The organism is Mycobacterium sp. 1245801.1 (assembly GCF_001673055.1).
GTDB classification, from domain to species: domain Bacteria; phylum Actinomycetota; class Actinomycetes; order Mycobacteriales; family Mycobacteriaceae; genus Mycobacterium; species Mycobacterium europaeum_A.
In genome coordinates this window covers 1-12,680 of sequence record NZ_LZKY01000426.1, presented here as the reverse complement: position 1 = coordinate 12,680, position 12,680 = coordinate 1, and the positions used below count along the sequence as shown (strand labels likewise).

Genomic DNA, 12,680 nt, shown 5'->3' with positions numbered 1-12,680 from the left:
CTGGGTCTGAACGATTCGAATCATTTCGGGTTGCCCAACCCTGAGCTAGTGAGCGCGCCCGAAGGGATTCGAACCCCTAACCTTCTGATCCGTAGTCAGATGCTCTATCCGTTGAGCTACGGGCGCCTGTTCTTCAGTTGTCGTTCCGTGTTGCCGCTAAAGGATCTAGCGGAGGCGAGAGGATTTGAACCTCCGGTCCCCTTTGAGGGGGACAACTCATTAGCAGTGAGCCCCATTCGGCCGCTCTGGCACGCCTCCCTTGGACTTTCTGAGGGTACCGACCCCTTTCCGGTCTCGCGGAACCGGCCATACTGTACACAGCTGACACGTAAACTGTCGAAGTGACTGCCCGCCTGCGCAACGAACTGGCCGGACTGCCAGTGTATGTGCCCGGCAAGAACGTGCCGGGCTCGATCAAACTGGCCAGCAACGAGACCGTGCACGGGCCGCTGCCCAGCGTGCACGCCGCCATCGAACGCGCGGTAGCCGTCGTCAACCGCTACCCCGACAACGCCAGCGTCGACCTCAAGGCCGCGCTGGCCATGCACCTGGGTTCCGACGTCGCGCCCGAGCACATCGCGGTCGGCAGCGGTTCGGTCACGCTGTGCCAGCAGCTGGTTCAGATCACCTCGGCCGCCGGCGACGAGGTGATGATCGGCTGGCGCAGCTTCGAGTGCTACCTGCCCATCATTCAGGTGTCCGGCGCGGCCACCGTCAAGGTGCCGCTGACCGACCACACGCACGACCTCGACGCGATGCTCGCCGCGATCACCGACCGCACCCGGCTGATCTTCGTGTGCAACCCGAACAACCCGACATCCACCGTCGTCGATCCGGACGCACTGACGCGCTTCGTCGAGGCCGTGCCGCCGCACGTCCTGATCGCGATCGACGAGGCCTACGCCGAATACATCCGCGACGGCCTGCTGCCCAACAGCCTGGAGCTGGCCCTGACCCACAGCAATGTCGTTGTGCTGCGGACCTTTTCGAAGGCCTACGGGTTGGCGGGCCTGCGGGTCGGCTACGCGGTAGCCCATCCGGACCTGATCACCGCGCTGGACAAGGTCGTCATGCCGTTCGCGGTCACCAACGTCGCGCAGGCGGCCGCCATCGCGTCGCTCGAGGCCTCCGACGAGCTGATGGCCCGCACTGATGCGCTGGTCCTCGAGCGCGCCCGGGTCAGCGCGGGATTGCGCGAGGCCGGGTTCGAGCTACCCGCGTCGCAGGCCAACTTCGTCTGGCTGCCGCTGGGTGAGCGCACCACCGACTTCACCGAGCAGGCCGCGGAGGCACGCCTGGTGGTGCGGCCGTTTGCTGACGAGGGCGTGCGTGTCACCATTGGTGCGCCGGAGGAAAATGACGCCCTGCTGCATTTTGCCCGCGATTGGATTGCCCGCACCGAATCGTAAGGAGTCGCCCGTGGACCTCGCGCGGAAGAAGTTCACCGAGTTCAAAGAGCGCAGCGGCGACATCGCGGATTCCGAGCTCGACGACTTCTGGGCCGAACTGGCACCCGCGACCATCGAGGGCATGCTCGGCGAATGGAAGGGCGGCGAATTCCAGACCGGCCACAAGATGAACGGCCAGCTGGAAAAGGCCGGCTGGTACGGCAAGACCTTCAAGTCCGCCCGCGACGTGCAGCCGCTGGTCTGCCTGGACGCCGACGGCAATAAGTTCTCCAACGTGGAGATGGGTAAGGGCGAGGCGAGCCTGTGGCTGGAGGACTTCCGCGGAGAGGTCACCGCCACAATGGTTTACGACGGCCAGCCGGTGCACGACCACTTCAAGAAGATCGACGACGACGCCGTGATGGGCATCATGAACGGCAAAGGCGTGCGGGATAACGGCAAGTACTACTACTTCTACCTGGAACGCGAGTAGGTCTGGGCGCTCGAGTGTGCCTTCGTGCCGCCGAGTGTGAATTGACGGCGTTGAGTGTGCATCCAGGGCGGCGACGCGCCGTGCGAACCCGCCGTGGCCTCACACTCAATGCCCAGGCTTCACAGTCGGTGGCTAAGGGCTAGGCAGCCCGAGCTAGCCCGCCGGGTTGCGACCCGTGAACGCGACCAATTGTTCGAGCGCGCCGGCATCTTCGGGGACGTCGACCGGGTCGTCGAATCCGGCCTGACCGCGTAGCTCCGGCCTGATGATCTGGCGCGCCAGGCCCAGCACGTATTCGGACAACGGCTCGGGCGCATTGATGTCGTGCCCCACCGCGGCGGCGTAATCCCAAGCGTGGACCAGGAATTCGATCGACAGGATGCCGCACGCGCTTTTGGCGGGGATCTCGCCCTTGCCGAACGGGACCGAGCCGTCCAGGCCATGGCGGTGCCAGGCGTCCAGCGCGGGCCGGGCCGCGGCGATCACCTGACGTTCCACCGAATCGCCCTCGTCGCGCTCCGGGATCTGGGCGCCGACCATGCCGCCGAGCGCCGAGATCGAGTTCAGCAGATGCCCGGTCAGCGCTGAGACGTCGAATTCCGTGCACGGCGTCCGTCGCGACAGATCGTCGGCGGCGATGGTGTGCACCACGCGCTGCAGCACCCCCAGCGTGTCCTCGGCGCTGTGTAGCTCGTCGGTGGGCGGGGAATGCGGTCCGGGTCGCAAGTCAGGAGCCATATTCGCCACGCTACGGTCTCGATATGGCGCAAGCATACGAATCCGTCACCGTCGAGACGAAAGACCACGTCGCCCAGGTGACGCTGATCGGGCCGGGCAAGGGCAATGCGATGGGACCGGCGTTCTGGTCGGAGCTGCCCGAACTGTTCGCCGCGCTGGACGCCGAACCCGAGGTGCGGGCCATCGTGCTGACCGGCTCGGGCCGCAACTTCAGCTACGGCCTGGACGTGCCGGCGATGGGCGGCTCGTTCACGCCGCTGCTGTCCGGCGACGCGCTGGCCGGACCGCGCGCGGTCTTCCACCGCGAGGTCAAGCGCATGCAGGCCGCGATCACCGCGGTCGCCGACTGCCGCACCCCCACCATCGCCGCGGTGCACGGCTGGTGCATCGGCGGCGGCGTCGACCTGATCTCGGCGGTCGACATCCGCTACGCCAGCGCCGACGCCAAGTTCTCGGTGCGTGAGGTCAAGCTGGCCATCGTCGCCGACGTCGGCAGCCTGGCCCGCCTGCCGATGATCCTGAACGACGGACACCTGCGCGAGCTGGCGCTGACCGGCAAGGACATCGACGCGGCCCGCGCCGAGAAGATCGGTCTGGTCAACGACGTGTACGCCGACGCCGACGCCACCCTGGCCGCCGCACACGCCACCGCCGCGGAGATCGCCGCCAATCCCCCGCTGACCGTGCACGGCATCAAGGACGTGCTCGACCAGCAACGAACCGCGGCCGTCTCGGAGAGCCTGCGGTACGTGGCCGCCTGGAACGCGGCCTTCCTGCCGTCGAAGGACCTGACCGAGGGCATCTCGGCGACCTTCGAAAAGCGGCCGCCGCAGTTCACCGGCGAGTAGTCCCGCGCCACGTACCCTCGCTGAGGTGACGACACCAGACGGCAAGATCCGCCTCCCGGCCGACCTGGACTCCGTGACGACGATCGGCGCCGAGGACCACTCCGAAATCGACAGCGCCGCCGTCGACCGGATCTGGCAGGCCGCCCGGCATTGGTACCAAGCCGGCTTCCACCCCGCCATCCAGCTGTGCATCCGCCGGCACGGCCGCGTCGTGCTGAACCGGGCGATCGGCCACGGTTGGGGCAACGCCCCCAGCGACCCGCCCGACGCGGAGAAGATCGTCGTCACCCCCGACACACCGTTTTGTGTGTATTCGGCGGCCAAGGGCATGGCGGCGACCGTCGTGCACATGCTCGTCGAGCGCGGCGTGTTCTCGCTCGACGACCGGGTGTGCGAATACATCCCGACGTTCACCAGCCACGGCAAGCACCGGATCACCATCCGGCACGTGCTGACGCACAGCGCCGGACTGCCCTTTCCCACCGGGCCCCGACCCGACGTCACCCGCGCCGACGACCACGAGTACGCGCAGCAGAAGCTAAGCGAGTTGCGGCCCCTCTACCGTCCGGGGCTGATGCACATGTACCACGCGCTGACCTGGGGTCCGCTGGTGCGCGAGATCGTCTACGCGGCCACGGGCAAGGAGATCCGCGAGATCCTGGCCACCGAGATCCTCGACCCACTCGGCTTCCGCTGGACCAACTTCGGCGTCGCCAAGCAGGACGTCCCGTTGGTCGCGCCCAGCCACGCCACCGGGCGTACGCTCCCGCCGGTGGTCGCCCAGATTTTCCGCAAGGCGATCGGCGGGACCGTGCACGAGATGATCCCGTACACGAATTCGCCGATGTTCTTGACCACCATCATTCCGTCGTCCAACACGGTGTCGACCGCGCAGGAGATGTCGCGGTTCGCCGAGATATGGCGCCGCGGAGGCGAACTCGACGGTGTGCGGGTGATCAGCCCGGAGACCATGTACGGCGCGGTGACCCAATGCCGAAGGCTACGACCGGATTTCGCGGTCGGGCTGCAGCCGGCCCGCTGGGGTACCGGCTACATCCTCGGCACAAACCGGTGGGGGCCGTTCGGGCGTAACGCGCCGCACGCGTTCGGCAACCTGGGCCTGGTTAACATCGCCATCTGGGCCGACCCCGAGCGCGGCCTGTCGGCCGGCGTGGTGAGCAGCGGCAAACCCGGGCGCGATCCCGAGGCCCGCCGGTACACCGCCCTGCTGGACACGATCACCGCCGAAATCCCATCCGGTTGACGACGACGGCAGTGGGAACACTGCCCTCATGGCTACCTATCGAGTGCTCGACCCGAAGGGCGAGGTCGTCGCGACCAAAGACATCGAAAGCGCCGACGACGCACACGCGTGGTTCGTCGACCAGAAGGCCGACAACAGCGAGCTCGGCTGGCGCATGGAAGTCGAACACGACGGCGAGTGGCATTTCTTCGACGACACCGAGGGCGACCGAAGCTAGGTGTTTGTCCCCCGGCTGGCGGGGCAACCAACAACGCATGGACTCGCAACGCTTCCGCAAGCTGCTGGACGCACCGGGGCCGTTCGCTTCGGTCTACTTCGATGACTCACATGACACCCATGACGCCGAGGCGCAACTCGAGCTCAAGTGGCGGGCGATCAAAGAAGAACTGGAACGCTCACACGCCGCAGCGACGGTCGTCGACCAGATCGAGGACGCGATCAAGAACCTGCGGCCGCCGATCGGCCGCAGCGGGCGGGCGGTGATCGCCAGCGCCGACGGCGTGGTGATCAACGAACATTTGGCCCGACCCGCCGCGACCGATGTCGTCCGGGTATCCGAATTGCCTTATCTGGTACCGATTCTCGAGCAGAGCTTCGATCATCCCGATTATGTGCTGGCGGTCGTCGATCACAGCGGTGCCGACATCACCACCCACATCGGCGGAACGCTGCGCGACGAGACCGTGGACGGTGGTGGTCATCCCGTGCACAAAGCCGCCGGTGCGGAGACCGCGGACTACGGCGATCCCCAGTTGCGCACCGAAGAGGCCGCACGCAAGAACCTGCGCGCCGTCGCCGACCGCGTCGCCGAACTGGCCGACGACAAGGCCATCGAGGTGATCTTTGTGGTGGGCGAGGTGCGCTCGCGATCCGACCTGCTGGCCGAGTTGCCGGAACGGTTACGCGAGCGCACGGTGGCACTCGAGGTGGGAGCCCGGCACAGCGGGCACGACTTCGGTGAGATCGAGCAGGCCATCGAAGCGGAGTTCGTCAAGCGCCAGCTGCGCACCATCGACGATGCCGCGCAGCGCTTCACCGCCGAGATCGGGCGGCAGTCCGGGCTGGCGGCTGAGGGCTTGGGCGCGGTCTGCTCGGCGCTGCGTCAGGGCGCCGTGGAGACGCTGATCATCGGTGACATCGGCGACGCGACCGTCGTCGCCGACGAAGGCCTGACGACGCTCGCTCCCAACGAGAACGTGTTGTCCGAGCAGGGCGCCGCTCCCGCCAAGACGCTGCGGGCCGACGAGGCGCTGCCGTTCTCGGCGATCTCGGTGGGCGCCGCCCTGGTGCGCACCGACGAGCGCATCTCCCCGGCCGACGGGGTGGGCGCGGTGCTGCGCTACGCACCCACGCTGCACCAGAGCGTTGAGTGATCAGGAGCGGTGGCGGAGGGATTTGAACCCCCGGACGGTTTTAGCCGTCTCTCGCTTTCAAGGCGAGTGCATTAGGCCGCTCTGCCACGCCACCGCTGATCAGGGTAGCGGGACTCGGTAGCGTGGCCACCATGCGCGCCATCGTCGCCGAATCTTCCGATCAACTCTCCTGGCAGGACGTGCCCGACGTTTCCGCCGGGCCCGGTGAGGTCTTGGTCAAGGTCGCCGCCGCCGGCGTGAACCGCGCCGACCTGCTGCAGGCGGCCGGCAAGTACCCGCCCCCGCCGGGGGCGAGCGAGATCATCGGCATGGAAGTGTCCGGCGTCATCAGCGAGGTCGGCGCCGACGTGACGGGATGGTCTGTCGGACAAGAGGTTTGCGCGCTGCTCGCCGGGGGTGGTTACGCCGAGTACGTCGCCGTCCCCGCCGGCCAGCTGCTGCCGATTCCCGACGGCGTCGACCTGGTGGACGCGGCCGGGCTGCCCGAGGTGGCCTGCACGGTGTGGTCGAACCTGGTGCTGACGGCACACCTCGGCAAGGGCCAGCTGCTGCTGATGCACGGCGGGGCCAGCGGCATCGGAACGCACGCGATCCAAATCGCCCGGGCGCTGGGTGCGCGGGTGGCCGTCACCGCCGGATCGCAGGAAAAGCTGCAGACCTGCCGCGACCTGGGCGCCGAGATCACCATCAACTACCGCGACGAGGACTTCGTCGCCCGGCTGCAGGAGCACGGCGGCGCCGACGTGATCTTCGACATCATGGGCGCCTCCTATCTGGACCGCAACATCGACGCCCTGGCCACCGACGGGCAGCTCGTCATCATCGGCATGCAGGGCGGCATCAAGGGCGAGCTCAACATCGGCAAGCTGCTCGCCAAGCGGGCGCACGTCATCGGCACCACGCTGCGCGGGCGGCCAGTCAGCGGCCCGAACAGCAAGAGCGAGATCGTCGCGGCCGTGACGGCCAAGGTGTGGCCGATGATCGCCGACGGCCGGGTCCGCCCGATCATCGGCGAGCGGATGCCCATCGAGCAGGCCGGCGCCGCGCACCGGAAGCTGGCCGACGGAGAGGTGCACGGCAAGGTCGTGCTGACCGTCTAGAACCGGGCCGGGCTCAACCCAGCGAGGCCAGCGCGCGGACCAACTGGTCGACTTCGGCCGTCGTCGAGTAGTGCGCCAGGCCGACGGTGACCGCGCCGCCAACGTCGTTGACGCCCAATACGTCCAGCGCGCGGGAACTTTCGTTGGTGACGGCCAGAATTCCGTTGTCCGCCAACCGCTGCACGACGCGTTCGGCGGGCACGCCGTTCAACGCGAAACTGACCACCGGGATGCGCACCTCGGGACGGCCGATCACCATCACCAACGGCAGCGAGCGCAACGACACCATCAGGTAGTCGTAGATCCGGTTCAGGTACGCCGTGGCGGATTGCATCGACACCGCCAGGCGTTCGCGCCGGTTGCCGCGGGCGGATTCGTCGAGCGAGGCCAGGTACTCGATGCTGGCCACCACCCCGGCCAACAGACCGAACTGGTGCGCGCCGATCTCGAGGCGCGCCGGCCCGGTCGCTTTAGGATCCGGCGAGATGGAACTGAACGAGTTGAGCAGCGCCGGATCGCGGAACACCATGGCCCCGATCGGCGGACCGCCCCACGCCGCGGCATTCACCGCCACCACGTCGGCGTCGGTCTCCTTCACGTCAAGCAACCGGTAGGGCGCCGCGGCGGAATGGTCGACCACCACCAGGCCGCCGACATCGTGCACCAGCTTGGTCATCGCGCGCAGGTCGGTGACCGTGCCCAGCGTCGCGGAGGCCGAGGCGACGGCGACCAGCCGGGTCGACTTGCCGATCAGGCCCTCCCACTGCCACGTCGGCAGCTCACCCGTCTCGATGTCGATCTCGGCCCACTTGACCTTGGCGCCGTAGCGGTGCGCCGCGCGCAGCCACGGGGCGATGTTCGCCTCGTCGTCCAGGCGGCTGACGATGACCTCGTAGCCCAGGCCGGCCCGCGACGACGACGCCTCGGCCAGCGCTGAGAGCAGGATCGCCCGATCGGCGCCCAGCACGACGCCGGCGGGTTCCACGTTGAACAGATCGGCCACCGCCGCCCGCGCCGCCTCGAGAACGGCGGCACTGCGCTGCGCCGACGGGTGGGCGCCCACGGTGGTGGGACCGGACCGGCGGAAGGCGGTCGACACGGTCGTCGCGACGGAATCGGGAACCAGCATCCCGCTCGGGGCGTCGAAGTGTACCCACCCGTCACCCAGCGACGGATGTAGTCCGCGCACCCGGGCGACGTCGTATGCCATGTGGGCCACCTTAAAGCTTCCGCTTTTTGCGAAACTGTGACGGTAGCGGGTGCCACAGACGTTCCGGCCAGTCGGTGGCCTCCCGAGCCAGGGCACCCGGCCAGCCATACTAGTCGAGTGGGGCTCTGGTTCGGAACGCTCATTGCATTGTTCTTGCTGATAGCGCCCGGGGCGATCATCGCACGTATCAGTCAGTTGTCGTGGCCCGTCGCTGTCGCGGTCGGCCCGGCACTGACCTACGGCATGGTCGCCCTTGCCATTATTCCGTTTGGTGCCATCGGGATTCCGTGGAACGGGTGGACGGCGCTGGCGGCGCTGGTGGTGGTGTGCCTGCTGATGACCGGTTTAGCGCTGCTGCTCGCCCGCTACCGCGACCGCGACGCCGAGGCCCGCGCGATCAGCCGGTGGCCGGCCATCACGGTGGGGGCCGGGGTGGCGCTGGGGTCCATGCTCGTCATGTGGGCCGCCTACCGCGGGCTGGCCGCCCATTGGCAGACCATCCCGAGCACCTGGGACGCCGTCTGGCACGCCAACGAGGTGCGGTTCATCCTGGACACCGGCCAGGCGTCGTCGACGCACATGGGCGAGCTGCGCAACGTCGAGACCCACAAGACGCTGTACTACCCGTCGGTGTTCCACGCGCTGATCGCGGTGTTCTGCCAGCTGACCGGGGCGGCGCCCACGACCGGCTACACGCTGAGCTCGGTTGCCGCATCGGTGTGGCTGTTTCCCACCAGCGCGGCGATGCTGACCTGGCATCTGCTGCGGGCGCGCACCACCGAGTGGCGCTGCGCCGGGGCGGCGGCCACCGCGGCCGCGCTGTCGGCGTCGTTCACCGCGATCCCCTACGTCGAATTCGGCGTCGCCGCGATGCCCAACCTGGCCGCCTACGGGGTCGCGGTGCCCGCGTTCGTCCTGATCACCTCCACGCTGCGACACCGCGACCGCATCCCGGCGGCCGTGCTGGCCTGGGTGGGGGTCATGTCCGTGCACATCACCGGCGGCGTGATCGTGTTGTTGTTCCTGGTGGCCTGGTGGGTGATCGACGTGTTGTGGCATCCGGTGCGCGGCAGGCTGGCCGATTTCATCGCGCTGGCCTGCGTCGCGGTGCTGACCGGACTGATCCTGCTGCCGCAGTTCATCAGCGTCCAGGGACAGGAAGACATCATCGCCGGGCACTCGTTTCTGACCCACCTCAGCAAAAAGCGGGGATTGTTCGACGCGGTCTTCCAGCACTCCCGGCACCTCAACGACTTCCCGTACCAGTACGGGCTCATGGCGCTCGCGATCCTCGGCGGACTGGTCTTCGCCTACAAGAGGATCTGGTGGCCACTGGCGGTCTGGCTGCTGCTCGTGGTGGTCGACGTCGACGCCGGGACGCCGCTCGGCGGTCCGGTCGGTGCGGTGGCCGGGATGTTCGGCGAGTTCTTCTACAAAGATCCGCGCCGGATCTCGGCGGCCATCACCCTGCTGCTCGAGCCGATGGCCGGCGTCGCGCTGTTCACGATCGTCGTCGGCGTCGTGGGCGTCGCGAAACGAGTGGCCGCCAGGGTCAGACCGTCCCTGGCCAGCGATCGGCGCCTGGGGCCGGTCCCGGTGTGGATCGCCGCCACCGCGACGCTACTGGTGGTGGCCGCCGTGCTCACCGGGCGTCACTACCTCTATCGGCACATAGTGTTGTTCGGCGACAAGTACGACTCGGTGATGATCGACCAGCGCGATCTGATGGCGATGGCCTATCTGGCCAAGCTGCCCGGCGCGCACGAGACGTTGATCGGCAACGCCAACACCGACGGCACGGCCTGGATGTACGCCGTCGCCGATCTGCATCCGCTGTGGACGCACTACGACTACCCGCAACAGATGGGCCCGGGTCCCAACCGGTACATTTTCTGGACCTCGGCCCGCAAAGGCGATTCAGATCCGCGGGTCCTCGAGGCGATTAAAGCGCTCAATATTCGGTACATCTACACGAGCTCGCCGACTGTCCGGGGGTTCGCCGTACCCGAAGGACTAGTGTCACTGGATAAGTCGAAGTCGTGGGCGCTGATCTACGACAATGGCGGTGCCCGAATTTATGAATGGCGCGGAAACGGCGCGACGCCCCACTCATAGTCCACAAAGGATGGTGAAGAGTTGAGTACCCGCAACGATGACGACGGCGTCGAGATCATCGGCGGCGTCGACCCGCGGATGATGGCACTGGCCGAGGACGACGGCGCCGACGAGCGTTCCCTGACCGATCTGGTCGAGCAGCCCGCCAAGGTGATGCGGATCGGGACCATGATCAAGCAACTGCTCGAGGAGGTGCGCGCCGCACCGCTCGACGAGGCCAGCCGTAACCGGCTGCGCGAGATCCACGCGACCAGCATCCGGGAACTGGAGGAGGGCCTGGCGCCGGAGCTGCGCGAGGAGCTGGACCGCCTGACCCTGCCCTTCAACGAGGACGCGGCGCCGTCCGACGCCGAATTGCGGATCGCGCAGGCACAGTTGGTCGGCTGGCTGGAAGGACTGTTCCACGGCATCCAGACCGCGCTGTTCGCCCAGCAGATGGCCGCCCGCGCGCAGCTGGAAAAGATGCGCCAGGGCGCGCTGCCGCCGGGCATGGGTAAGCCGGGCGGCGCGCCCGGGCACGGTCAGTACCTGTAAGCGAACTCGAGTAGTTGACGGTGTCGGGTCCTCACATCGAGACGCACAACGCATGGGTGGAATTTCCCATCTTCGATGCGAAGTCGCGTTCGTTGAAGAAGGCCTTCCTCGGCAAGGCCGGCGGCACGATCGGCCGCAACAGCTCCAACGTCGTTGTGGTCGAAGCGTTGCGCGACATCACCATGTCCCTCGAGCTGGGCGACCGGGTGGGGCTGGTGGGCCACAACGGCGCGGGCAAATCGACTCTGCTGCGCCTACTTTCGGGCATCTACGAACCCACCCGCGGATGGGCGACGGTCACCGGCCGGGTCGCGCCGGTCTTCGATCTCGGGGTCGGCATGGACCCCGAGATCTCCGGCTACGAGAACATCATCATTCGCGGCCTGTTCCTGGGCCAGACGCGAAAGCAGATGCTGTCCAAGGTCGATGAGATCGCCGAGTTCACCGAACTGGGCGACTACCTGTCGATGCCGCTGCGCACCTATTCCACCGGCATGCGGGTTCGGCTGGCGATGGGCGTGGTCACCAGCATCGACCCCGAGATCCTGCTGCTCGACGAGGGCATCGGCGCGGTGGACGCCGACTTCTTGAAGAAGGCGCAGTCGCGGTTGCAGAGTCTGGTGGAGCGTTCCGGAATCCTGGTGTTCGCCAGCCATTCCAACGAATTCCTGGCCCGGTTGTGCAAGACGGCGATGTGGATCGATCACGGCGTCATCCGCATGTCGGGCGGCATCGAGGACGTGGTGCGCGCGTACGAAGGCGAAGACGCGGCCCGGCACGTCCGCGAGGTGCTCGAAGAGACGCAGCAAGCGAGTCGGGTCGAGACACCCCTGGCCCAAAGAGCATCCGGGGATGAGTGAGACCGTCTTCGCCGTCGTCGTCACCCATCGGCGCCCCGACGAGCTGGCCAAGTCGCTCGATGTCCTGAGCACGCAGACCCGGCTGCCCGATCACCTGATCGTGGTGGACAACGATTTTTCCGGCGACGACCGGGTGCGCGACCTGGTGGCCGGCCAGCCTATCCCCACCACCTACCTGGCTTCGCGCCGAAACCTGGGCGGCGCAGGGGGTTTCGCGCTCGGCATGCTGCACGCGCTGGCCCAGGGCGCCGATTGGGTGTGGCTGGCCGACGACGACGGGCGCCCGCAGGATTCGGGCGTGCTGGCCACCCTGCTGGCGTGTGCCGAGAAGTACGGCCTGGCCGAGGTGTCGCCGATGGTGTGCATCCGGCCGCCCAGGATCGGCCGGAACTCATCGGATCCGCAGGGATGCAGGTAGACGGTGTCCAGGCAGGTCCCGAACGGCAGGCCGGATCGCACCAGCCGGCGGTGCAGTTCCACCTCGTCGCCGCGGATGAACAGCCGCAGATCCGGGACACCGACGGCGTCCAGGGTGGCGGCCCGAAACAACGCGCCGTTGAACAGCGACGCGATCCCGGGCAGCAGGTCCTGGCCCGCCTCGGTGCGTAATTCGCTTGTGCGCCTGCGCCATACCAGGCCGCGACGCAACGGGAACGCCAGCCGCTCCGGGTCGGCCATGTTGCACACCATCGGCGACACCTCGGCCAGGCCGTACTTCTCGGCACACGCCAGCAGGGTGGCCAGCACGCCCGAATCC

Annotated in this window: 12 protein-coding genes, 3 tRNA genes and 2 pseudogenes; 11 read left to right on the top strand and 6 right to left on the bottom strand. The window is 67.6% G+C overall.

From position 1 onward, the window contains the following. Positions 1-53 precede the first annotated feature (53 nt). Positions 54-126 (bottom strand) — tRNA-Arg (locus A5622_RS27350). A gap of 43 nt (positions 127-169) precedes the next feature. Next, positions 170-258 (bottom strand) — tRNA-Ser (locus A5622_RS27345). Positions 259-341: 83 nt separating this feature from the next. On the opposite strand from A5622_RS27345, the gene hisC reads away from it, so the two are divergent. Together hisC and A5622_RS27335 are read left to right on the top strand one after the other, a co-directional pair. Beyond that, entirely contained in the window at positions 342-1,409 is a 1,068-nt protein-coding gene (gene hisC, locus A5622_RS27340) for a histidinol-phosphate transaminase (RefSeq protein WP_066873008.1), read from the top strand. Between the two features lie 10 nt (positions 1,410-1,419). Next, on the top strand, positions 1,420-1,881 hold the full coding sequence (locus tag A5622_RS27335; protein ID WP_066873011.1) for a DUF4334 domain-containing protein: 462 nt from the start codon (positions 1,420-1,422) through the stop codon (positions 1,879-1,881). Between the two features lie 153 nt (positions 1,882-2,034). Here A5622_RS27335 and A5622_RS27330 read toward each other — a convergent pair whose 3' ends face one another. Then, positions 2,035-2,619: a TIGR03086 family metal-binding protein gene (locus A5622_RS27330; RefSeq protein WP_197499631.1), complete on the bottom strand. Its 585-nt coding sequence runs from the start codon at positions 2,617-2,619 to the stop codon at positions 2,035-2,037. 23 nt (positions 2,620-2,642) lie between these two features. On the opposite strand from A5622_RS27330, the gene A5622_RS27325 reads away from it, so the two are divergent. Genes A5622_RS27325 through A5622_RS27310 form a run of 4 tightly spaced genes read left to right on the top strand, consistent with a single transcriptional unit; the run spans position 2,643 to position 6,104 of the window. Further along, the gene (locus tag A5622_RS27325) at positions 2,643-3,467 is read left to right on the top strand and encodes a crotonase/enoyl-CoA hydratase family protein (protein WP_066873017.1); all 825 of its coding nucleotides are present in this window, start codon (positions 2,643-2,645) and stop codon (positions 3,465-3,467) included. 25 nt (positions 3,468-3,492) lie between these two features. Continuing rightward, complete coding sequence (lipE, locus tag A5622_RS27320) at positions 3,493-4,731, top strand: lipase LipE (RefSeq protein ID WP_066882425.1); 1,239 nt, start codon at positions 3,493-3,495, stop codon at positions 4,729-4,731. 28 nt (positions 4,732-4,759) lie between these two features. Then, positions 4,760-4,948: a hypothetical protein gene (locus A5622_RS27315; RefSeq protein ID WP_066873023.1), complete on the top strand. Its 189-nt coding sequence runs from the start codon at positions 4,760-4,762 to the stop codon at positions 4,946-4,948. Between the two features lie 37 nt (positions 4,949-4,985). Continuing rightward, positions 4,986-6,104, top strand: a complete 1,119-nt coding sequence (locus tag A5622_RS27310; protein ID WP_066882423.1) for a hypothetical protein — start codon at positions 4,986-4,988, stop codon at positions 6,102-6,104. A gap of 7 nt (positions 6,105-6,111) precedes the next feature. On the opposite strand, the gene A5622_RS27305 is transcribed toward A5622_RS27310, so the two are convergent. Then, a tRNA-Ser gene (locus A5622_RS27305) sits at positions 6,112-6,198 on the bottom strand. Positions 6,199-6,235: 37 nt separating this feature from the next. On the opposite strand from A5622_RS27305, the gene A5622_RS27300 reads away from it, so the two are divergent. Beyond that, complete coding sequence (locus tag A5622_RS27300) at positions 6,236-7,204, top strand: NAD(P)H-quinone oxidoreductase (RefSeq protein WP_066882507.1); 969 nt, start codon at positions 6,236-6,238, stop codon at positions 7,202-7,204. Positions 7,205-7,217: 13 nt separating this feature from the next. Here A5622_RS27300 and A5622_RS27295 read toward each other — a convergent pair whose 3' ends face one another. Then, positions 7,218-8,414, bottom strand: coding sequence for a cysteine desulfurase-like protein (locus A5622_RS27295; RefSeq protein ID WP_066882421.1), 1,197 nt, complete (start codon positions 8,412-8,414; stop codon positions 7,218-7,220). A gap of 117 nt (positions 8,415-8,531) precedes the next feature. Here A5622_RS27295 and A5622_RS27290 point away from each other — a divergent pair, with 117 nt between their 5' ends. From A5622_RS27290 to A5622_RS27275, 4 genes and pseudogenes are all read left to right on the top strand, one after another. Beyond that, positions 8,532-10,529: a DUF6541 family protein gene (locus tag A5622_RS27290; RefSeq protein ID WP_066882419.1), complete on the top strand. Its 1,998-nt coding sequence runs from the start codon at positions 8,532-8,534 to the stop codon at positions 10,527-10,529. A 78-nt stretch (positions 10,530-10,607) separates the two neighbouring features. Beyond that, positions 10,608-11,063, top strand: coding sequence for a bacterial proteasome activator family protein (locus A5622_RS27285; protein ID WP_231998015.1), 456 nt, complete (start codon positions 10,608-10,610; stop codon positions 11,061-11,063). Between the two features lie 20 nt (positions 11,064-11,083). Then, positions 11,084-11,923: an ABC transporter ATP-binding protein gene (locus A5622_RS27280; protein WP_066873034.1), complete on the top strand. Its 840-nt coding sequence runs from the start codon at positions 11,084-11,086 to the stop codon at positions 11,921-11,923. Continuing rightward, positions 11,916-12,287, top strand: a pseudogene (locus tag A5622_RS27275) (glycosyltransferase); the annotation flags it as partial. The gene A5622_RS27280 and the pseudogene A5622_RS27275, both read left to right, overlap by 8 nt. Here A5622_RS27275 and A5622_RS28785 read toward each other — a convergent pair. Further along, positions 12,284-12,680: pseudogene (locus A5622_RS28785) on the bottom strand (glycosyltransferase family 2 protein); the annotation flags it as partial. The pseudogenes A5622_RS27275 and A5622_RS28785 sit on opposite strands and share 4 nt — an antisense overlap.

Excerpts from the sequence above, each read along its gene's own strand:
- A5622_RS27330 (WP_197499631.1), bottom strand. The coding sequence starts at position 2,619 with ATGGCTCCTGACTTGCGACCCGGACCGCATTCCCCGCCCACCGACGAG.
- A5622_RS27325 (WP_066873017.1), top strand. The coding sequence starts at position 2,643 with ATGGCGCAAGCATACGAATCCGTCACCGTCGAGACGAAAGACCACGTC.
- A5622_RS27315 (WP_066873023.1), top strand. The coding sequence starts at position 4,760 with ATGGCTACCTATCGAGTGCTCGACCCGAAGGGCGAGGTCGTCGCGACC.
- A5622_RS27310 (WP_066882423.1), top strand. The coding sequence starts at position 4,986 with ATGGACTCGCAACGCTTCCGCAAGCTGCTGGACGCACCGGGGCCGTTC.
- A5622_RS27300 (WP_066882507.1), top strand. The coding sequence starts at position 6,236 with ATGCGCGCCATCGTCGCCGAATCTTCCGATCAACTCTCCTGGCAGGAC.
- A5622_RS27295 (WP_066882421.1), bottom strand. The coding sequence starts at position 8,414 with ATGGCATACGACGTCGCCCGGGTGCGCGGACTACATCCGTCGCTGGGT.
- A5622_RS27285 (WP_231998015.1), top strand. The coding sequence starts at position 10,608 with ATGATGGCACTGGCCGAGGACGACGGCGCCGACGAGCGTTCCCTGACC.